General features: G+C 37.0%; 14 protein-coding genes and 3 tRNA genes. 8 read left to right on the plus strand and 9 right to left on the minus strand.

What is annotated here, in order from left to right; genetic code table 11:
• Positions 1–56: 56 nt before the first annotated feature.
• Positions 57–269: a hypothetical protein gene (locus PVV59_RS00005; protein WP_139413584.1), complete on the plus strand. Its 213-nt coding sequence runs from the start codon at positions 57–59 to the stop codon at positions 267–269.
• Between the two features lie 259 nt (positions 270–528).
• Here the strand turns inward: PVV59_RS00005 and PVV59_RS00010 are convergent.
• From PVV59_RS00010 to rplU, 4 genes are all read right to left on the minus strand, one after another.
• Positions 529–618: transfer RNA gene (locus PVV59_RS00010), tRNA-Ser, on the minus strand.
• A 635-nt stretch (positions 619–1,253) separates the two neighbouring features.
• On the minus strand, positions 1,254–3,788 hold the full coding sequence (gene ptsP, locus PVV59_RS00015; protein ID WP_273753843.1) for a phosphoenolpyruvate--protein phosphotransferase: 2,535 nt from the start codon (positions 3,786–3,788) through the stop codon (positions 1,254–1,256).
• A 1,403-nt stretch (positions 3,789–5,191) separates the two neighbouring features.
• Positions 5,192–5,461, minus strand: coding sequence for a 50S ribosomal protein L27 (gene rpmA / locus PVV59_RS00020; protein WP_273753844.1), 270 nt, complete (start codon positions 5,459–5,461; stop codon positions 5,192–5,194).
• A 12-nt stretch (positions 5,462–5,473) separates the two neighbouring features.
• Positions 5,474–5,950 carry a 50S ribosomal protein L21 gene (gene rplU / locus PVV59_RS00025; RefSeq protein WP_273753845.1) on the minus strand — a complete coding sequence of 159 codons (477 nt, stop codon included), beginning with the start codon at positions 5,948–5,950 and terminating at the stop codon, positions 5,474–5,476.
• 294 nt (positions 5,951–6,244) lie between these two features.
• On the opposite strand from rplU, the gene PVV59_RS00030 reads away from it, so the two are divergent.
• Positions 6,245–6,334: transfer RNA gene (locus PVV59_RS00030), tRNA-Ser, on the plus strand.
• Between the two features lie 201 nt (positions 6,335–6,535).
• On the opposite strand, the gene PVV59_RS00035 is transcribed toward PVV59_RS00030, so the two are convergent.
• From PVV59_RS00035 to PVV59_RS00050, 4 genes are all read right to left on the minus strand, one after another.
• Positions 6,536–6,925 (minus strand): VOC family protein, encoded by a 390-nt coding sequence (locus PVV59_RS00035; RefSeq protein ID WP_273753846.1) that lies wholly within the window; start codon positions 6,923–6,925, stop codon positions 6,536–6,538.
• A gap of 666 nt (positions 6,926–7,591) precedes the next feature.
• A complete protein-coding gene (gene pgi, locus PVV59_RS00040) occupies positions 7,592–9,256 on the minus strand; it encodes a glucose-6-phosphate isomerase (RefSeq protein ID WP_273753847.1) in 1,665 nt (554 codons plus the stop codon).
• Between the two features lie 188 nt (positions 9,257–9,444).
• A complete protein-coding gene (locus PVV59_RS00045) occupies positions 9,445–12,582 on the minus strand; it encodes an efflux RND transporter permease subunit (protein ID WP_273753848.1) in 3,138 nt (1,045 codons plus the stop codon).
• The gene (locus tag PVV59_RS00050; protein ID WP_273753849.1) at positions 12,582–13,718 is read right to left on the minus strand and encodes an efflux RND transporter periplasmic adaptor subunit; all 1,137 of its coding nucleotides are present in this window, start codon (positions 13,716–13,718) and stop codon (positions 12,582–12,584) included. The genes PVV59_RS00045 and PVV59_RS00050 overlap by 1 nt, the downstream gene beginning before the upstream one ends.
• Positions 13,719–14,083: 365 nt before the next feature.
• Between PVV59_RS00050 and PVV59_RS00055 the strand changes: the two genes are divergently transcribed.
• The 4 genes from PVV59_RS00055 to PVV59_RS00070 all read left to right on the plus strand — a co-directional run bounded on the left by PVV59_RS00055 (position 14,084) and on the right by PVV59_RS00070 (position 18,882).
• A tRNA-Arg gene (locus PVV59_RS00055) sits at positions 14,084–14,160 on the plus strand.
• Between the two features lie 725 nt (positions 14,161–14,885).
• Entirely contained in the window at positions 14,886–16,559 is a 1,674-nt protein-coding gene (locus tag PVV59_RS00060; protein ID WP_273753850.1) for a formate--tetrahydrofolate ligase, read from the plus strand.
• Between the two features lie 184 nt (positions 16,560–16,743).
• Entirely contained in the window at positions 16,744–16,977 is a 234-nt protein-coding gene (rpsU, locus tag PVV59_RS00065) for a 30S ribosomal protein S21 (protein WP_273753851.1), read from the plus strand.
• Positions 16,978–18,321: 1,344 nt separating this feature from the next.
• Positions 18,322–18,882, plus strand: coding sequence for an SH3 domain-containing protein (locus PVV59_RS00070; protein WP_273753852.1), 561 nt, complete (start codon positions 18,322–18,324; stop codon positions 18,880–18,882).
• 46 nt (positions 18,883–18,928) lie between these two features.
• Here the strand turns inward: PVV59_RS00070 and irrA are convergent, their stop codons facing one another.
• Positions 18,929–19,441 (minus strand): iron response transcriptional regulator IrrA, encoded by a 513-nt coding sequence (gene irrA, locus PVV59_RS00075; protein WP_273753853.1) that lies wholly within the window; start codon positions 19,439–19,441, stop codon positions 18,929–18,931.
• A 232-nt stretch (positions 19,442–19,673) separates the two neighbouring features.
• On the opposite strand from irrA, the gene fabA reads away from it, so the two are divergent.
• Positions 19,674–20,183: a 3-hydroxyacyl-[acyl-carrier-protein] dehydratase FabA gene (gene fabA, locus PVV59_RS00080; protein ID WP_120121634.1), complete on the plus strand. Its 510-nt coding sequence runs from the start codon at positions 19,674–19,676 to the stop codon at positions 20,181–20,183.
• A gap of 57 nt (positions 20,184–20,240) precedes the next feature.
• Positions 20,241–21,461: a beta-ketoacyl-ACP synthase I gene (gene fabB / locus PVV59_RS00085; RefSeq protein ID WP_273753854.1), complete on the plus strand. Its 1,221-nt coding sequence runs from the start codon at positions 20,241–20,243 to the stop codon at positions 21,459–21,461.
• Positions 21,462–21,496 lie beyond the last annotated feature (35 nt).

Genomic DNA, 21,496 nt, shown 5'->3' on the forward strand with positions numbered 1-21,496 from the left:
AGCAAGAGATATCTTAAAACATAACACCCTAGGTGAACGTTTGTGTGGATGGGAACATGGCTAGAAGAAAAACAAGAGACGATATAGAGCTTACAGAAGCGGAAAAAGAAATCCTTCAAGAAATCATTATGACCTATAAAAGTGTAAAGGTGATGTCTCGTTATACGAAATGGATTGTACTGATTATACTCTTATTAGCGCTTGATTTTTCACGTATCCTAGATGCCATAGAGAGTATTTTTACACAAAAACCAAATATCCGACTCTAAACATACTCTGAGACGCGCGAAATTCTTTAGAAAATGGTTTCTTAATTTTGCTCGTCTCATGGAGGCGATAGAGAATGTCTTTGCACATTTAAAATAGTGGATTTCAAAGAATTCAAAAAATTATTAGAGAATGTTGGAGGGAAAAGATGAGCTTCGTAACGGTATGTTGGAAAATCCTATTCCCGAACTTTTGTTAATGCTCCCAAACCTTTAAAAAAATTACAAAGAATCAATACGTTATACATAGAAGAAAATTGTATGGCGGAGAGAGAGGGATTCGAACCCTCGATATGGTTTCCCATATACACGCGTTCCAGGCGTGCGCCTTCAACCACTCGGCCACCTCTCCAGGAGTCTCGCACTATACTCAGAAAGAAATAACGTGCAAGCCCAAATTATATATTCAAAACTTTAAAAACAAATTCATTTATTAAAATTAAAAGCTGATACCTTTTGAATAACGAGCACATCCTTTCTTTTTAAGAAAAAACTTTTTCCGTGGATAGTTATGTACAATGCAAGAATGGGAATAAAAAGTTTATCCCCACTCATAAATTTTCATGCTCACTTACACACCTTCTGCTTTATGAAAAAACACTGCTCTTAAATTGGTAAACGATCTATATTTTCTTCAAAATGAAATGATTAAACATCTCTCGCCTATTCACACTGATTATACCAACAATAAATAGAATAAAAACAATATGAATTTCATTTTAATAAAAATTATTTTCAACCTCCTCCCCTCCCCCAAGAATGAGGATTCTTAACCATGACAAATCTGATTTAAAATTGCTTTCTCTTAAAATGAGATCTATCTGCTCATCACTTTTATGTTTCACTTCATCGGCAATAAGTTTTAATTTATTAATGACAATTTATCACTATAAATATGTTGCCTATAATTGTTCTAAAAGATAATGAGTCACAATACTAAAGATCTAAAACCTTACACAATGAGTGTGTTTTTTTCTCTCCACGTTCTTACCACTGTATATCCTTGCTCAGAGCGCGTACAGCCCGTGCAGTTTCACATTGTAGTGCTTTTTGTGCTAAAATTTTCATCTCTTCGAAACTATGAGTCTGCAAACACGCCTTTACTGGAGAAATATCGCAAGATATCATAGAAAGCTCATTAATTCCCAATCCAGTCAAAATCATCGCACCAAAAGGATCTCCAGCGACACCCCCACATACACTAACCCAACATTCATGTTGTGCTGCTCCCCGAATAGTCTGATAAATCATACGCAAAACCGCTGGATCAAGGCTATCCGCTTCAGACACAAGGTATGGATTTTGCCGATCAACAGCCATTGTATACTGTGTTAAATCGTTGGTTCCAATTGAGAAAAAATCAACATGGGCGCTCAACACATCTGCCATAATAGCCGCTGCTGGAACTTCGATCATAATACCAAGTTTTAATTTAGGTGCATCAATATCATTGCGGATTTCTTCTGCAATCTTTTTTATGGTAACAATCTCTGAGACAGACATCACCATTGGAAACACAATCCATAGATCTCCGCCCTCTTTTGCTGCCCGATACAAAGCACGTAATTGAGGAACCAAAAGATCACGCCGACGTAACAAAAGCCGCGTTCCTCGAACACCTAAAAAAGGATTATCTTCTTTAGATAAATGTAAATGCGTAACCTGTTTATCCCCACCAATATCGAGTGCACGAATAATTAATGGCTTATCTCCTACAGCTGCAATCATCGCCCGATATATATCAAATTGGGTCTCTTCATCCGGAATATGTGGATTCTCTAAAAATAAAAATTCTGTGCGCATGAGTCCGATACCTTCAGCCCCCAAATCAAACGCAACAGGAACCTGATTTGCATAATTGGCATTAGCCATGATACGAATTCTTTGACCATCTGTCGTTTGCAATGGTAATCGAGACGCACTTATCTCACTAACACGTTTTTGCGCAACACTATCAATATGTCTTTGAGCATCTTCAATATCTTCAAGCATAGGATTAAAATAAATGAATCCGTTATCACCATCAATAATAGCTTGAATATCAGACTGAACCGCTAAAATATCATCACCTACAGCAACAACCATCGGAATACCAAGAGTACGCGCTAAAATAGCTGTATGAGAGAGTGGACCTCCCCATGCTGTTACTAATCCTTTTACTTTTGTACTATCAAGTTGTGTAACATCAGAAGGAGAAAGATCATTTGTAACCAGAATAACACCACTTGGAATATCATTTAAAAAGAAAGACCTATAGGATGGATTTATTTCACCTAAAACACGACGACCAACATCAATTAAATTAACCGCACGTGCTGCTAACAAAGGATTATCCACCTTAGAAAACATATCTGAAAATTGCCGAACCGCTCTATCCCAAGACCAAGCAACACCATGACCTTCTGCTATAAAACGACAAGCTTGAGCTATCAGATTTTCATCTTCAAGCAAAACCATTTGCGCAGAAAAAATCGCAGCAGAATCCGCTCCCATACGCACTGTAATATCAGAAATCACCGATGCCAATTTATGTTTTGTTTTTGTAAGAGCATTTTCAAGACATGCCGCACCAACTGCAAAATCAATTGGCTGGTCTATTATGGAAATATCATTTTGCCTTAGAACAAAAATCTTACCAAATGCTAACCCCGAACTTGCTCCAACACCAGAAATGCCTTTTTGCATGGAACGTGGATACCAACCATGCAAAGTCTTTGTATGAGATTCCATCTCTCTCACCATGCATTTTTCACTAATACTTACTTTCTTTACAACAGAAATGGCATCCTGAAGAAGTTGTGCTCCTTCTGCAGCATCTGTAGAAAAAATCAGAACATCACCGTTTTTTGCGCCTAATTGCAATAAACCAACCAAATTTTTCATTTCAACGGCATATTGACCATGGCGAACTCTGATAGAGTTTTTAATCCTTTTTGCAAAATCAACCCAAAGAGAAGCTGGTCGTGCATGTAGACCACTTGGATAATCTAAAGTCCATTCCTGACACATCGAAAGATCACCAATAAAAGTTTTTTCTTTCTTTATATCCTGATAAAACAAAGTTGTAACAATTTGCCGTTTGTCTGTAGTTGTCGCAAGTACTTCAAGTTGTTTTTTATCAAATAAAAGAGACGTCAATTTTTTGCAAATTTCTCTATAAAGATCTGGACACGCTGCAATGGCAATAATCAAATGTGCTTTCTTTCCATCCTGCCACTCAACACCTGCAGGAACCTGTATAACAGCAACAGCATCTTTGATGATTAAATCACAATTTTCAACAAAGCCATGAGGAATGGCTATGCCATTCCCAAGCCAAGTATTCGTTATTTCTTCACGTGCAAGCATGCTTTCCAGATAGCATTTGTCAACCGCGCCAACCTGTACAAGTAACTCAGCAGCAGCATAAATCGCATCATTTTTATGATTAAAAGCAGCGGCAAGTTGTATAGATTTCATAGACAAGATTTCACTCTCAGTAAAATCTATATTCATTGCTTCTGCTTTCTCAAATCCCATCATGAATTCAAACTACCTCACATTTGAATACAAGTGCCCCTGATAAGTTTCACTTCAAAGCCACATTTTTAAAAATACAAGATGTGCACAACATCATGGCTTTTTGTTTTACGCAATTCAATAGAGCTAACTGAGGTGCTTAAATACCTCAATAAACCGATAAAATAATTGGATATTATAATCCCGCGGGTAGCTTAAACCATCATAAGCAAATCTAACTCTTAACTTTTACTTTACAAAAACAAAACCTCAAATTTTACAGCCCCAATCACCTGAAAAACTATGTTTTAAAACGCTCTCTTCAGCCAAAGTTATTCAACATAACTTGCCATTATTCTCCCTTTAAGAAAGCATTCTCCTCAATCATTTGTAACTCAGCTAACATTTTGACTCTTCCTTCAAGTTGATTTAACTTTCTGTGTCCCTCTTATCAATTTATTACATCATCAAAAATTGTCTCATGCAACTTACTATTTTTAAATTCTGTGCGCTCACCCTACGATACTCATCCATCAATTATATGATATTGATATATTTTAAGCTAATCCTTTGCTTCAATCAATATCGCAAACACATAATACTCTCTGATACGCATTTGCAAAGAACGCACATCCTCTAAACACCATCATAAAGCAATAAAACTAAGAAAAACTCTATAGATAATCTTACTTTCTAGACATTTCTACAAATGAGATAAATAAAGTACAAAACTTAAAAATAATTACGGCCTTAACCTTACCCCTTATGCTTATTTATTTTTACAATAAAGAGTGAAATTAGAACTAAATACTCTCGAAGATAGCTGATTGCACATCGGCTGTTTTTATATCTTCAATCCTCCTTCAAAATATAATTTCACTCTCGATTGACTGGAGCGCTTTAATACATATTCTCTTTATAGCAGCTTTAATCATTTAATCTTATGGATTTTTATTCCTTCTTTTTTAAAAGAACGATCCCACCTGCCCCATCACCAGCACACGTGCCTATGAAAAGATTCATCTTTATCAAAATGATTGTATTAAATTTCTCAATAATTTTCCAAAAACAAATTGCCTCTTTTATAAAAAATCACTCAGCACTTCTTCATGCATAAAAAGAAAGTAAATTCTTCTCACTTTTATCACATACAAATTTATCAACAAATTACATCATAATATCAATACCTTCAATGCAAACACAACGCAGCACAAATTTTTCTCTCATGGAAAAAATTCATTTACCCAATTCTACCTTTTTCGTTTTTCGTATACTTTCTAGATTCATCATAGTACCAACGCAAAAAGGGAAAGATAGAATGTTATCTTTCCCTTTTAATGCTTATTGCTTAAAAACTACAACTGCAATTCAATGAAATTCCAAAATATAATGAAACCCCAATTGATTGCTAGAGAAAATGCTACAGATTACTCCGCTGCCTCCACCATAGGGATAACTGAAACATAGGAACGGTTACCCGCTTTCCGTTGAAAAGAAACCTTTCCTTTTGATAAAGCAAAAAGCGTATGATCTTTTCCCATGCCGACATTGTCACCAGCATGCCAACGTGTACCACGCTGACGGATGATAATATTCCCAGCAATAACGGTTTCACCACCAAATTTTTTAACGCCTAGACGTTTCGATTCTGAATCGCGACCATTACGCGAGGAACCACCAGCTTTTTTATGTGCCATAGACGCTCTCCTTTAATCTTTCTTACTTTTTGATGATACAGCCGCTTTCTTCTGCGATGCAGCCTTTTTTTCAACTGTTTTCTCAGCTTTCTTCTCAACAGTGGCATTTTCTGTTTTTTTTGCTGCCATTGTTTCCTCTTTTATGGGTTTTGTAACTGCTTTTTTAGACGTTGAACCACCCATTAAAATTTCTAAAACACGCACTGTTGTAAATTCTTGACGATGACCACGCGTGCGTTTAGAATTCTGACGGCGGCGTTTCTTAAATGCGATAACCTTGCGCCCACGTGCCTGTTCTAAAATCTCAGCCGTCACCAGTGCATCAGCAACAACAGGCGTCCCAATAACCGCATTACCTTCTTGGCCAACCATCAAGATATCATTGAATTCAACAACATCACCCGCATTTCCACTAACTTTTTCAACTTTTACCACTTGGTTAGCAACAATGCGGTATTGCTTACCACCGGTTTTAATGACTGCGAACATTTTTTATCCTTCCGTTCACTCCAGCTTTTATTTAATTTCTACCTTGAAATAAGGGAAAATAGGCTGCTTTTTATCAGTCGTAACCACTGTTAAAGGAGGATAAAACCTTCCTCAACAAAAATATGCGCAGATTTCCCCACGCTCATATTCTGCCTATATGAATGAATTTCTATTCTCTGTCAATAAAGTCCCATAAAAAATAAAAAAAGGTTGTACCAAAAACAATTGAAGGTTATCTACCCGTCATATACTATACTTAACTCAAATAGTGCGGATTTTTGCCGCACTTCATATGGAGAGGTGGCTGAGTGGTTGAAAGCACCGCACTCGAAATGCGGCATAGGGGTGACTCTATCGAGGGTTCAAATCCCTCTCTCTCCGCCAAAGCGCTCAATAAAGCATCTTTTTTAAATATTTTTAATGCATGTAGCTTTTCTGTAGCTTGTCAGCAGATTTTGTATATTTTGACACCTAGTTTTGTATCAATGTTATTCTTTTCAAAGTTTTTTTGGATTTCTGGCACGTTATTAAAAAATAAAAGAAATTTTGAAGAATTCGGTCAAATTGACCGAATTGTACTGCAATTTAATCTAGTGGACAAACACGAATAATGTGGCCGTCGGGATCTTTGATGAGGAAGGTACGTCCAAATATGTCAGTATATGGTTCCTTCAAGACATTTATCTCAACGGTGGTTTGCTCTTGCCATTCCGCATATAGCTTATCTACATCTTCTCCTGTAGGCAACATAATACCAATTTCTGAAAAACGAGGCACATTTTCCTCAGGCGCATCACCCCCAGACCAAAGTGCAAAGAGTGCATCACCCGAAGAAGCAAATGCAACATAGCGTGGCGAAATGAATACAGGCTCTTTCTTGAAGATGAATTTGTAAAAAGCGGTAGAATGCTCTACGTTTGATACGTATACCAACTGTAGATTTGGGGTAACAAGATAAGTAGGAATATTACTCATAAATTCTCCATGATTTAGTAGCTGTTGCTTGACACAATATACCTATTAGAGGATATTTCAACAAGAGTTTGTGATGCTTCCGTTCGCAGTGTGCTCTATTGATCTGTTTTTACGCGTTTATTGCTCGAAACTGCTATTCCATAGTCTTCTCTAACCTGATTTTGTCAACAATATAATCAGCAGCTGGTGTGATAGGTTCAACAGATTTTAATTTTTATGATGTCTCGTTTTTTAATTTTCTGCTGTTAAGATTCAATCTAACAAACAATAGCTCAACGATAGATGTACGTAAAATAGCGGGTTATCACACATTATTTTTTCATAAATCTCTTTTGCACATAATAAAAAAATACTTTCAAATTATATTTAGATAATCTATTGATTTATAATGGTAATTTATCTTTCCGTATGTTGAATAAAAATCTCGAATATTTAAAATTTTTCTTATTTGAAATTTGCTTATTTATCTTGAATCAATCAGTATTGTTTTTTTGTGCCTCATAAGCAAAGAGAATAAGAACTATTAAAAAAATAAAAATGCTTTTTGTAGACTACCTAAAGACAAAGATTATCGCAAAATTTTGAGCGCGCAAACAGAATGATGATGCTGTTACCTTGCACCCTCATTCATAGGTGTAAAGATGATAATGCACAGTGGGTTCTGTATTATTTTGCACGTCTTGCCTGAATATGTGCTAACAACCCTAATGTTGAGCTATCGCGTTTATCTGCTTTATTTTCTCCGCGAAGTATTGGTAATAATTCATCTGCTAATTCTTTACCAAGCTCAACACCCCATTGATCAAATGAATTAATGTCCATTAAAATACCTTCGACAAAAATACGATGCTCATAAAGTGCGATGAGACGACCGAGCGCAAAAGGTGTCAATAAATCTTGAATCAACGTAATACTAGGGCGGTTTCCTGCAAAGCTTCTATGAAGTGCTAAATTATCTGCCTCACACGCATCAGTGCCATTCTTTAAAAGAATATGCCGTGTTTCCTCAACACTGCGTCCTTTCATTAAGGCTTTGGATTGCGCTAAGCAGTTTGCTACCAACATATCATGCATAGGACATAAATTTTGCTCATGCCCTTTGATAAATAAAATAAATTCTACAGGAATAACATCGGTTCCTTGATGCAGAAATTGAAAAAAAGCATGTTGACCATTGGTCCCTGAATCACCCCAAACAACTGGACCACTTGAAAAATTTAATGGTTTGCCATCCAGCGAGACTTGCTTCCCATTTGATTCCATATCAAGTTGTTGTAAATAAGTTGGAAAATGCGCTAAACGCTGTGCATAGGGAATTACAGCACGTGATGAATAACCACAAATAACACGATGCCAGAACCCTAAAAGAGCAAATCGAATAGGAATATTTTTATGCAAAGGCATGGTTTTAAAATGTTGGTCCATTTGCAGAGCGCCTTGGAGAAATTGACGAAAATTATGCCCCCCTATTGCAAACATCACAACAAGACCAATAGCTGACCAAATTGAATAACGGCCTCCAACCCAATCCCAAAATCGAAAAACTCTCGAAGAATCTATGCCAAACTCCTCTACTTTATCAAGTGCACTCGAAACAGCAACAAAATGCGTGTGGAGAGCTTCTTCCCCTAAATATGAACAAATCCACTGACGGGCAACTTGAGCATTTGCCATTGTTTCAGCCGTTGTAAAAGTTTTAGAAGCAATGACAAATAGCGTTGTTGCTGGATTCAAAACAGAGAGAACATCAAAAATATCTGCACTATCCGCATTAGAAACAAAATGGCAATGGGGACCATCATGATAAGGTTTTAATGCACGTGTAACCATCGCCGGTCCAAGATCAGAACCACCAATACCAATATTTACAATATCGGTTATCTTCTCACCACCATGCCCCTTATAGCAGCCATCACGTACCTTTTCAGAAAATCTTTCCATATCTTGAAGGACGTCTTGAATATCGGGAATAAGATTATGGCCACCCAGCATGAAAATTTCGTCAGCAGGTAAACGTAATGCAATATGAAGAACAGAGCGCTTTTCGGTTGTATTAATAGCTTGACCCGAAAACATTGCATCACGTCGGCCTAATACATCTGCTGCGACAGCTAAATCATCTAGAAGTTGCAACGTTTTAAATGTTACACCACATTTTGAAAAGTCAAAAAGAAGATCATCAAGTCTGAGAGAAAAATGGGAAAAACGCTGACCATCCTCTACAAAATGCCTACGAATATCATAGACCCTATCCTTTGCAGCATGGCTTTTTAAAGCTCTTAATGCGGCTTCAAAAGCCTTTTCATTTCGAATTGAAAAGCCATCTCCCATAAGCTTATCCTATATGGTTATTGATAATGAAATCTACGGACAAACAATAACAAAGCAGAAAACGTCTCCTTGATTGCTCACTCTTTTCACCGCTCACACAAAAATGAAGGAATATAAAAGTAAAAAAATAAGATCGGAAAATGATATTTTTATAAAAATAAACTTTCAAACCTTTTCTACTCGATATATCATTTAACTTGATTGAGTTCTTTTGTTAAGCGCAAATCTTCTTCTGCTTTTGATCTTATAAAGCGCCCTAAAAAAAGATAAACAACCGGTGTAACGTAAAGTGTAAAAATAGTTGCTAAACCTAAACCACCAACGATAACCCAACCTAAAGCTATACGCGCTTCTGCACCAGCACCTTTGGCTAAAACCAAAGGAATACCCCCTAAAATGGCACAAATCATTGTCATACAAACTGGACGAAGGCGAATATTTGCTGCTTCTTCTACAGCTTCACGCACGTTTCTTCCCTGATCACGTAATTGATCTGCAAATTCAACAATCAGAATACCATTTTTTGCCATAACGCCAATTAACAAAATTAATCCAATTTGACTGTAAATATTAAGACTCACACCACTTAAGAGCATAGCAATTACAGCACAACCAATCCCTAATGGAACAGTGGCCATGATAATGAATCCTGAAATAAAGCTTTCAAACTGAGCCGCTAAAACCAATAAAATGATCAAAAAAGCAATGCCAAAAACAATCATAAAATTGGAAGATGTTTCATTAAGTGTTTCGGCTTCTCCTAAGGGAACCACATAGGTTCCTTTTGATAACAAAGGAGAAGCAATTTTCTGCACAGTTTGGTAAGCTTCCCCTAAAGTGATACCTGGAGCAAGATCTGCACTTAAAATGACAGCACTCATGCGCTTTTCCCGTTTTAATTGGGGAGCGATAGCTTTTTCATGCAAACGCGCAATAACCGATAAAGGAACATATCGATTGTCTTTCGTCTTTAAAAAAATATTTTCTAAATCGCTAGGACTCTTCATATGATTTTTACGCGATATCAATTTAACATCGTAAGAATGATCATCCACGTTAATGGAACCAATCTTTTTACCATCCAACATTGCTTGTAATGTATCGCCCAAATTGGTGATATCAATCCCTAAATCGGAGGCTTTTTTTCGATTGATTTCAATAAAAAATTGCGGTTGTGTGGCATCAACAGTAAGACGTGGGCGAATAAAATGCCGATCTGCTTGTAAAGCACGCACCAACTGATCAGCAATAGGTTGTAATGTTGCATAATCATTACCAAGAATTGCAAATTGTAACCCTTGCCCCGTTCCTCTCACACCTAGAGAATTTCCCTGTGCAGCAAACACAAAAACTGCCGGAAATTGCCTAACCTTCGCATTAACATCTTTCACAATTTCTTGCTGACTACGTACACGTTTATCCCAAGGTGAAAGCAATAAAACCAAAAAAGCAGTATTGGGTGAACCACCAATACCTGCAATAGAGTAATTGTTAGCAATCTCACCTGCATCACGTAATGGCTGTAAACTTTCTTCAATTTGCTCTACCTGCTCGTTCAAATATTGTGTTGAAATACCTTGAGGTCCATTAATGACCAAAAAGATAAGGGCTCTATCTTCTGCTGGTGTTAATTCTTGTTGCAACTTCGTATAGCCTCCAACGCAAAGCGCTGCAAAAACAAGTGAAGCAATAACAACAGCCCAAGGCTTTTCTAAACATTTATGCAAACTGTACGTATAGGCCTTATGAAATAAAGAACCCCATTTATATAAAAAAGTAAAATGATGATGGAATTTTTCTTCTTTCTCCTCAATATGTTCTTTGAGAAAACGTGAAGCCAACATAGGACAAAGCGTTAAGGCAACGATTGAAGAAAGCAAAATAGAAATTGCCAAAACAAAACCAAATTCTCTAAAAAGTCCTCCAACTTGTCCAGGAAGAAAAGAGATAGGGACAAACACAGCCACTAAAGTCAACGTTGTTGCGATAACAGCAAAAAAGACTTCACGGGTTCCTAATACCGCTGCGGCCCTAGAACCTATGCCCATATTGCGCCATCGAACAATATTTTCCAGAACAACAATGGCATCATCTACAACAAGCCCTGTAGCTAAAACAAGCCCTAAAAATGTGAGAATATTCAATGAAAACCCTACAAGATAAATAGCGGCAATAGTACCAATCAAAGCGACTGGAAGAGATAAAGCAGGTATCAGCGTTACACGAATGTCTCTGAGAAAAAGAAAAATAACCAAGACAACGCTCAAAATAGCTATGATCAATGCAACCTCAACCTCATGAAGGGCGCTTTTAATAAAAATTGCATCATCACTAATAACATCTATATGTACAGAAGAAGGAACGATACTTTTGAGATTATCAACAACGGCTCTCACGCCTGCAGAAATGTTAAGCGTGTTGGATTGTGCTTTACGCACAATACCTAATCCAATCCCTGTCTTTCCGTTGATACGAAGAATAACGTTTTCTATATCGGGTGATAAAGTTACATGCGCAACATCACCAAGATGTACATGAGGCTTTAAAACAACTTGTTCAAAAGATTCTGGTGTTGTTAAACGTGCAGTGGCACGAACAACTAAAGCTTGCTTAGAATTGCGTAATGATCCTACTGGAACATCCGTTGTCATATCAGCAAGAACACGTGAAATATCTGCGACAGTTAATCCATAACTTGCAAGTTTTGCTTGATCTATATCAATCTGAAAAATCTTTGTGCGAGCACTTGCAACCTGGATATCTCCAACACCATCAACAGCAGAAATTGCATCAACAATCTGATCGTCTACAACTGTTGTTAAATCATCAATACTCATTGTTGGTGATGTCACAACCAAATACATCATGGCTGCAGCATTCGAATCTGCTTTAATGATCAAAGGAACATCTGCATTTTTGGGTAAAGAATAAGCAATGCGAGACAGAGCATCACGGATATCAGATGCCGCTACATTCAAATCAACACCAACATTAAAATTAATCTGCACAAGAGAGCGCCCAAAAGAAGATGTTGAAGAAATCGTCTTAACCCCTGAAACGCGAGAAACAGCATCTTCTATAACTTTTGTCACTTCACGATCAATTGTTTCCGCCGACGCACCAGAAAACACCGTCACAACCGTTGTTACTGGCGTATCAACATCGGGTAATTCTCGCACATCAACATTCAACCACGCTGCAAATCCTGCAATGATGATCATGGCATTCAAAACAAAAGTAAAAACCGGTCTGCGAATAAATAAGGCAATAAGACCACTTTGCTCCGCCTGTGATATTGGCTGTTTTGTGCTCAATTCTTGGCCCATTATATATCCATTCCATAAACTGCTGATAATTGCTGTTGATGGGACTTTGGATCATCAATAATTACTTTACTTCCTGGATAAAGCATTTGCACCCCTTGAATAACAACTTGATCACCATTCTCCAGAGGGGCTTTCACGAAAACTTGATCTGCTTCATGCTGAATAATCGATACAGGAACAGACTCTACTTTTCCTTCTCTCACACGCCAAACAAATGACCCTTTACTGTTCCATTGAATCGCGAGAGGATTAACAACAGGAAAAGATCCTCCATGAAATTGTAAGGCAACAGAAAAGGACATACCAGACATGAAGGTATCTTTTTCATTATTGATTTCAACCTGAACATGAAGCGTGCGACTTTCTGGGTCAACGACATTATCAATCGCGTAAATATGACCAACAAAAGATTTATCTGGCTGCGCTGTTAATGTTGCTGTTACCTTATCTCCTTTATGGATACGCGATACATATCGTTCAGGGATCCATATATCGACCAAAATACGTTCTCTATTCTCAATACGACCGATTACAGTATTAAGGGTCACATTATTTCCCGCATCAACAGGTAGAATACCAACAACTCCAGGAATCGGTGCACGAATTGTTCGCCGCTCGAGATCTAACTCAGCATTCCGTAACACTAAATTTGCATTATCTAATTCTAAACGTGCCGTAATTTCTTGCACTTCCGTTGCTGTATTGCTAGCTCGTAATTTAAGAATACGTGAAAGTGTTAAAGCATTATTATCACGTTGCACTTTTGCTTTTGCGGCCGCTATCTCTTCCTTTTTAGAATCAAGCTTTGCAATCACGTCTCCCACTTGTACTTTTGTACCAGCAGACACAAAAAACTTATCGATAACACCTGATGATAAAGGGGTTAAATCTACTTCAGCAAGCGCTTTTCCGCTCCCAATAACGTTAAGATGTTCATAAAAATCTTGCGTTTTTACAAAATCAACAACAACATTCGTCGGTGGTCTTCCTATTTTTCCCTTTGAAGCTTTATACGATATACCTGTTTTATCCACCGTAGAAATAGGTTGCTCTACACTCTTTTTTCCAACCCAATAAGCGACCGTTAAAACGACAATTAATAACACCAATGGAAAGATCTTTTTTAATAATGCCATACATCTACCCTTGCTGTATCATGTTTACCTGAAATAGTTTTCAACAGTAATAATATCGGCGTTTTACATAACAACCAAACAGCAGGTATATATCTTACCCCCCACCGCAAAAACATATCTTATCTCTGGCTGACTATCGTTCATAGACTAAAAGGTCAAGTTAACTATCGTTCATATTGCTTTGTACGATCATAACAAAAAAATGATCTTATTAAAAATTCAATTGAATCGATAATATATTATAACTTTTTTAATATCTCATAAAAAAAGAGATTTTTTTTATGATGACCCAAGTTTCACTTGCATTTCTTTAATGAAACGATTAGGAACCTTTTGTCTTAGACATATAGAAAATTAAAATGTGTGCACCCGTAGCTCAGCTGGATAGAGCACCAGACTACGAATCTGGGGGTCAGGAGTTCGAATCTCTTCGGGTGCGCCATTATTAGCAAAATCAATATTTTACTCACAAACTCAAGTTCTTGAAATTCTTCTAATACGTGATTTATTTTTTGCTTATCTTTGAATTTCTCATAGCTTTTTATTCCATTCTATTGTGAGTCGTTTCTTTAATTTTTGATAGAATGGGATGTTTGTGGCCTTTAATTTAATCCAAAAGTGTTTTCATTAGCAATAATCGTAACGATTGCATAAGTTGGTGGGTGTTGTTGCTTTCTTTTCGCAATCTATGCACTTGTTTTTGATTTCTTCTGGATTATACTTTCCAATCAGTTGGATAATTTTTTTACTTGCTTATTTCTATCTTTTCCATCAAGGGGGCTTTAGATGTGTCCCCACAAATTGTGGTTTACTGCCTTCTAAAATTTTTTCAACGGACTATCCGGAATAACAAATATAAGATATCAATATCGCTGCATAAAAAGTTTTTAAATTAATTACCCAAAAACTTTCTTCTGATGTTCATCATTCGTTGATATTGAAAGTAATATTGCAGACTAGCTAAAAACTTACCGAAACTTAAAACACAAAGATTCTTTTTTCTAAAAACTCGTTAAAACTCCTCTTGTCGTTCTTTAGCATTATCTCTTGCGCGACATATCATTGACCTCTATGATATCTTACACTTTATATTCTCTATGGATTCTTATTAATCCAGAGAATAGAGATTCTAAACATTAATAAAAGCTCATTTTAAAGAATTTTTCCATGCCTAAAACAGATATTGAAATTGCTCGCACTGCTAAAAAGCAGCATATTACTGAAATTGCACAAAAAATTGGTATCTCCCATGAAAACCTTATTCCCTATGGACATGATAAAGCCAAAATTTCTTCCTCCTACATAAAATCGCTCAATAAAAACCCAGATGGTAAACTTATCCTCGTCACGGCCATCAATCCCACACCTGCTGGAGAAGGCAAAACAACCACAACTGTTGGACTGAATGACGCTCTTAATCTCATTGGCAAAAAAACAATAGCCACTTTGAGAGAACCATCTTTAGGCCCCTGTTTTGGTATAAAAGGCGGTGCCGCAGGTGGTGGTTATGCGCAAGTCGTTCCAATGGATGACCTTAATTTACATTTTACTGGAGATTTTCATGCTATTACAGCAGCGCATAATCTTCTTGCCGCAATGATCGATAATCATATCTATTGGGGAAATACTCTAAACATTGATCCACGTCGCATTGTTTGGAAGCGCATTCTTGATATGAATGACCGTGCATTGCGTGATATCGTTATTTCATTGGGAGGCATAACAAATGGTTTTCCTCGACAAACAGGTTTTGATATTACTGTTGCATCAGAAATTATGGCACTCCTTTGTCTTGCTGAAAATTTAGAAAACCTTACACGAAGACTCAAAAAAATTATTGTTGCCTATCGTTATGATAAAACACCCGTAACAGTGGCTGATCTCAACGCAGAAGGCGCAATGGCAGTTCTTCTAAAAGACGCTATACAGCCCAATCTTGTACAAACAATTGAAAATAATCCTGTTCTCGTTCATGGAGGACCTTTTGCCAATATTGCTCATGGTTGCAACTCAGTTATAGCAACAAAAACCGCTTTAAAACTCGCTGATTATGTTGTCACAGAAGCAGGATTTGGAGCCGATCTTGGAGCAGAAAAATTCTTCAATATCAAATGTCGGCAAGCAGGTATTGTGCCAAATGCAACAGTGATTGTTGCAACGATTCGTGCATTAAAAATGAATGGTGGTGTGGATAAAAATAACCTGACAGAAGAAAATATCACCGCTTTAGAAAAGGGATCAGCTAATCTTTTACGACATATCAAAAATATGGAGCTCTACGGTATTCCTTGTGTTGTAGCGATTAATCATTTTGACAGTGATAGCGATGCTGAAATAAGAACATTACAAAAAATAGTTGCAACAACTGGACATAAAGCTATTATTTGTAAGCATTGGGAACAAGGTGGAAAAGGTGCAGTAGCGCTTGCACAAGAACTCGTCACCTTAATTGAAAAGCAAGATTCCCATTTTAAAGTTCTCTATCAAGATGATATTCCCCTCATTCAAAAAATTAACTGTATTATAACAAAGCTGTACGGTGGGCGTAGCGCCATCATCTCAGCTCCTATTCTTAAACAACTTGAATCTTGGGAAAAAGAAGGTTTTGGAAACTACCCTATTTGTATGGCAAAAACACCTTATTCTTTTTCTGCTGATCCCAAGCAATATGGTGCTCCTGTTGATTTTGACATTCCTGTACGAGAAGTTCGTCTCTGTGCAGGAGCCGGCTTTATTGTTGTCATTTGTGGAGATATTATGACCATGCCCGGCTTACCGCATTATCCCGCCGCTGAAAAAATTTATCTTGACGAAAATGATCAAATACAAGGACTTTCATAAGTTTATAACCGTAAACTCTATCATTTATTATAAAAAGAATTTTATTACAAAAAGAATAGAATTTTAAAAAGCTATATAGACAAATATCTTATTTGTATGATATAAGCTTTTGTCCTTTTGGATATGCCTTTAAAGGGACGTAGGTTTTCCTATAATTTATGACACTGAAAAAGCAGGATAAATAGTGCAAGTACTCGTTCGTGATAATAATGTTGATCAAGCGCTCCGTGCGTTGAAAAAAAAGATGCAGCGTGAAGGTATCTTCCGTGAAATGAAAATGCGTAGTTATTATGAAAAGCCGTCTGAGAGGCGTGCTCGTGAAAAAGCTGAGGCTATTCGTCGTACACGTAAGCTTGCTCGTAAGCGTGCGCAAAGAGAAGGTTTTGTTAGTAACGGACGAACTGGTGTAATAAAGTGATGTGCTTTTGATGCATTATAGGATTGCATAAGGAATAGAGAGTAAGATACCCTGAGATTTTGTTTTATAGGCAATTGCAATGGGTTTTTGGCGCGTGTTTTTTTGTGTTATGTTGTCTAGGGCTTTAGTTATATAAACGAATGTGTTATTTATCTACAAAGTGATAAATTTTTATCATAGAGGTAGCGTTTACTTCACTCTTGTAATTCTAAAAATAGATAAAAAACGATGCTTTAGATATTGAAGGGACTTGTTCTTGTGTAAAATGTGTATTGAGTGTAAGGTGTTTTATCATCACTTTTCGCTATAATTTCCCTTCTTCTTTTTATCTCTCAAATAACTGTTTCCTATATGCATGTCTAATGATGATTTTCTTCTTTTGCCCTTAAATATTCTGCATCTTTCGGAAATTTTAGATCAAATTGCAAAACACAAATGATTATCGCAATATGCGATTGTATGTGTAAGGATATGAAAATACATAATCCTCTGTCTCTTTGTCTATGTAATTAACCTCATAAGCGTATCGAATAATCCCTCCTCTTTCATAAAACTTTTTATACTGAGCTGAAATAAAATTGATAACTTATTGATTTATCGTCATAAATAATCTTCTTTCATCTTCTTTCATATCAGATAATAACTCCGCATACAGCAAACTCTCTCAACATCTTCTCATATTGAATCAATCTTTTTTTCTTGTACATCGACACGCAGGGGCGCCTGCAAATAAAATAAAAATGCATTTTATAAACGTTCTAAATAATAGGAACTGTATAACATTGAGACCTTTGACATAGAATGATGATGTGCCTGCTTTAATGTACGGATAAACAATATCATTGCATAAGGTCTTATATATCAATCTACCCTATAATATTACTCATATTTTAAACTTAAATGCTCCATTCAGCGTATTCTTTTATCCATTCAAAACTATCTTCTCAAGCCAAAGCATAATCCCTTTACTGAACAGTTTTCGTATTCATAACATGCATAACTGTGCTTTTATTTCGAGAAACGCTCTTGGAAAAAAGAGACAAAATTCTAGCTCTGGCTTCCTATACAAAAACTGCTCTGGCCACAATATACTTTTCTGTTTTAATATTTTTCTCACGCAGACAACTCGCTAAAAGTCCAATATTTATTTACAACTATTACCTCATAATCACCCTAAAGTACTCAAAAATTCAAATTTTTGTTTTCTTTATTTTGCTCTTTTCGTAACAATTTTTTCATTGTTTAGATCTCTTTAACGGGCGATATGGCATAATTTTTATCCGTCTCCAATCTTATTTTCCAGATTTTAAATGACCAATATATGATGAAATAAAGGAGTTCAGTGTGCAAAATTCTCGTTGGTTTCGCGTTTTAATGCTTGCATCATGTATCTTAATAGCAAAAGTCATTGTGTTGGGTACACCAGGTTTGTTGCACGCACAAACCTTTAATCAGAATTTAGGACCTAGTGGTTTACCGCTTCCACGATTTGCTTCGATTAAACCTACGCGTGTTAATGTCCGTGTTGGGCCAGGAAGCAACTATTCTATTATTTTTACCTACAAAAAGAAGGGGTTACCTATTGAAATCATCCAAGAATATGATCAATGGCGCAAAATTCGTGATGCAGAAGGCGATGAAGGGTGGGTATATCAATCACTTTTATCAGGAAAACGAACGGCTATAACTATTCCATGGCAAAAAGATAAAACAAAAAGACTAATGCTACGAAAAAAACCCACCGATAATGCACAACTTGTGGCAGAGGTGGAGCCTAATGTCATTGGCAATATCCACCAATGTGATGGACAATGGTGCGAAATTACTCTTAATAATGTTCATGGATGGCTTCATCAACCTCAATTATGGGGGATTTATCCTGATGAAAAAATAAAAGGTTGGTGAATGCTCAAACGCATCAAGTTCAATTTTTATTTCTCATTGAACATGCCTATTCCCTATCACAAGATTGATTCTTTTGTTTCAATCGAACAATCAAATCAACATGTGAAATTTCCATACCCTCTGGTGGTGTAGGCAAATTTCCAATAATAGGAAATTCTTCTAAATTGCAAGGAATATCAAGAATATGATTTTCACCTTCTATATAAAAATGGTAGTGATCAGAGGTATTTGTATCAAACCAAGTCTTCGAACCCTCTACAGCAATAATCCGTAATAATCCCGCTTCCGTAAATTGATGAAGCGTATTGTAAACCGTTGCTAAGGATACAGGAACACCTACCCTCACCGCTTCCTCATAGAGCTCTTCAGCAGTAATATGACGATTGCCTTGAGAAAAAATCATATGTGCAAGTTCTAACCGTTGACGTGTTGGGCGCAACCCATTTTCACGCAAACGTTTTTCTAACATAGAAGTGGAATAATACTGCATACCCTCTCCACACTCTTTTGTGGACTGTTGCTCTTCATTCATATCTAAATTGTCTGCACTTCCTGACATATTACAAACCAAAATATCTTCCTGCTTTAAGTAAGATAAAAATAAAAAAATGGGAACAGGATGGTACAATCTTGTATTCCATTTTTAAATAATTATCTATGTAGAATACATAAAAAAGGGCTTTTGTCATTAAAAATGATATAAAATCATTTCCCTCTCTTTAAAATTTGCTCTAAAAGTAGATTGGGGAAAAGCGCAGAAATAAAGATATATGCAAATAAATGGAGTAACCATGGCTGAACAAAAGTCTCGCTACACTTATGAAGAGCTTCTAAGCTGCGCTCGCGGCGAAATGTTTGGTAAGGGTAATGCGCAATTGCCGGCACCGCCAATGTTGATGATTGATCGAATCACTCAAATCAGTGAAACTGGTGGTAAATACGATAAAGGGATGGTTCGTGCTGAATTTGACATTACACCAGATCACTGGTTCTTTAATTGTCACTTTATAGGTGATCCCGTTATGCCAGGATGTCTTGGACTAGATGGTATGTGGCAATTAACAGGTTTTTTTCTTGGTTGGCTAGGAGAACCAGGGAAAGGGAGAGCGATATCAACAGGTGAAGTAAAATTATCAGGTATGGTAACACCACAAACAAAACTTCTTGAATATGAAATAGATTTTAAACGTATTCGACGGGGAAATTTAGTCTTAGGAATAGCTGATGGATGGCTCAAAGCAGATGGAGAAACTATTTATAAGGCAAATGATTTACGCGTTGCTTTATTCAAAGAAGATTGAATGTTATTTTCATCAGAAATAATTTTTTACTATTCTGTATGGAATAAGGAGGTATGAATGCGTCGAGTTGTTATAACCGGAATGGGAATTGTTTCCGCGATTGGAAATGACCCCCAAGCTGTTTTAACCAGTTTACGTGAAGCAAAATCCGGTATTTCTTACGCACCTCAATATGCCGAGTTAGGCTTTCGTAGCAGAGTTTACGGTAAACCTGATATTAATATAGAAGAACTTGTAGATCGACGTGCTCTACGTTTTCATGGGCGTGGAACCGCATGGAATCATATCGCCATGGATCAAGCAATTGCTGATGCTGGTCTAGAGCCTCATGAAGTATCAAACGAACACACAGGTATTATTATGGGTTCTGGAGGTGCTTCAACGCAGTCAATCGTAGAAGCTGCTGATATTACACGCCAAAAGAGTCCGAAACGTGTTGGACCTTTTGTTGTCCCTAAAGCGATGAGTTCTACTGCATCTGCAACACTGGCAACTTTTTTTAAAATAAAAGGGGTCAACTATTCAATCTCTTCAGCTTGTGCTACCTCCAATCATTGTATTGGGAATGCTTATGAATTGATCCAATATGGTAAACAGGATCGCATCTTTGCCGGCGGCTGTGAAGATTTGGATTGGACACTCTCTGTTTTATTCGACGCTATGGGCGCTATGTCTAGCAAATATAATGACATCCCTCATAAAGCTTCACGTGCCTATGATGTCAATCGTGATGGATTTGTTATTGCTGGTGGTGCTGGTGTTTTAGTGCTTGAAGAACTAGAATGCGCTAAAGCCCGTGGGGCAAAAATCTACGGAGAAATCATTGGATATGGCGCGACATCCGATGGACATGATATGGTCGCTCCATCAGGAGAGGGAGCAGAACGATGCATGCGCATGGCCCTTGCAACAGTCCACGATAAAATTGATTATATCAATCCCCATGCAACAGCAACGCCTGTTGGAGATCCTCCTGAAATAGAAGCTATCCGGCGTATTTTTGGAGCAGGTGATCAATGTCCCCCCATTTCTGCTACCAAATCTCTAACAGGGCATTCCTTAGGAGCCGCAGGTGTTCACGAAGCAATTTATACATTGTTAATGATGAATCATAATTTTATCTGTGAAAGTGCCCATATTGAAGAACTTGACCCAGCTTTTGCTGATATGCCAATTGTTCGTGAACGACATGATCATCAACAACTGAATACTGTATTGTCAAATACTTTCGGCTTTGGTGGTACCAATGCAACGCTTATTTTTCAACGCTATATATAAATGAAAGTTCTTAGTAATTGAAAAAATACGGTCTT

Origin of the sequence: Bartonella sp. MM73XJBT.G (genome assembly GCF_028618435.1) — a bacterium.
In the GTDB taxonomy this organism is placed as follows: Bacteria; Pseudomonadota; Alphaproteobacteria; order Rhizobiales; family Rhizobiaceae; genus Bartonella.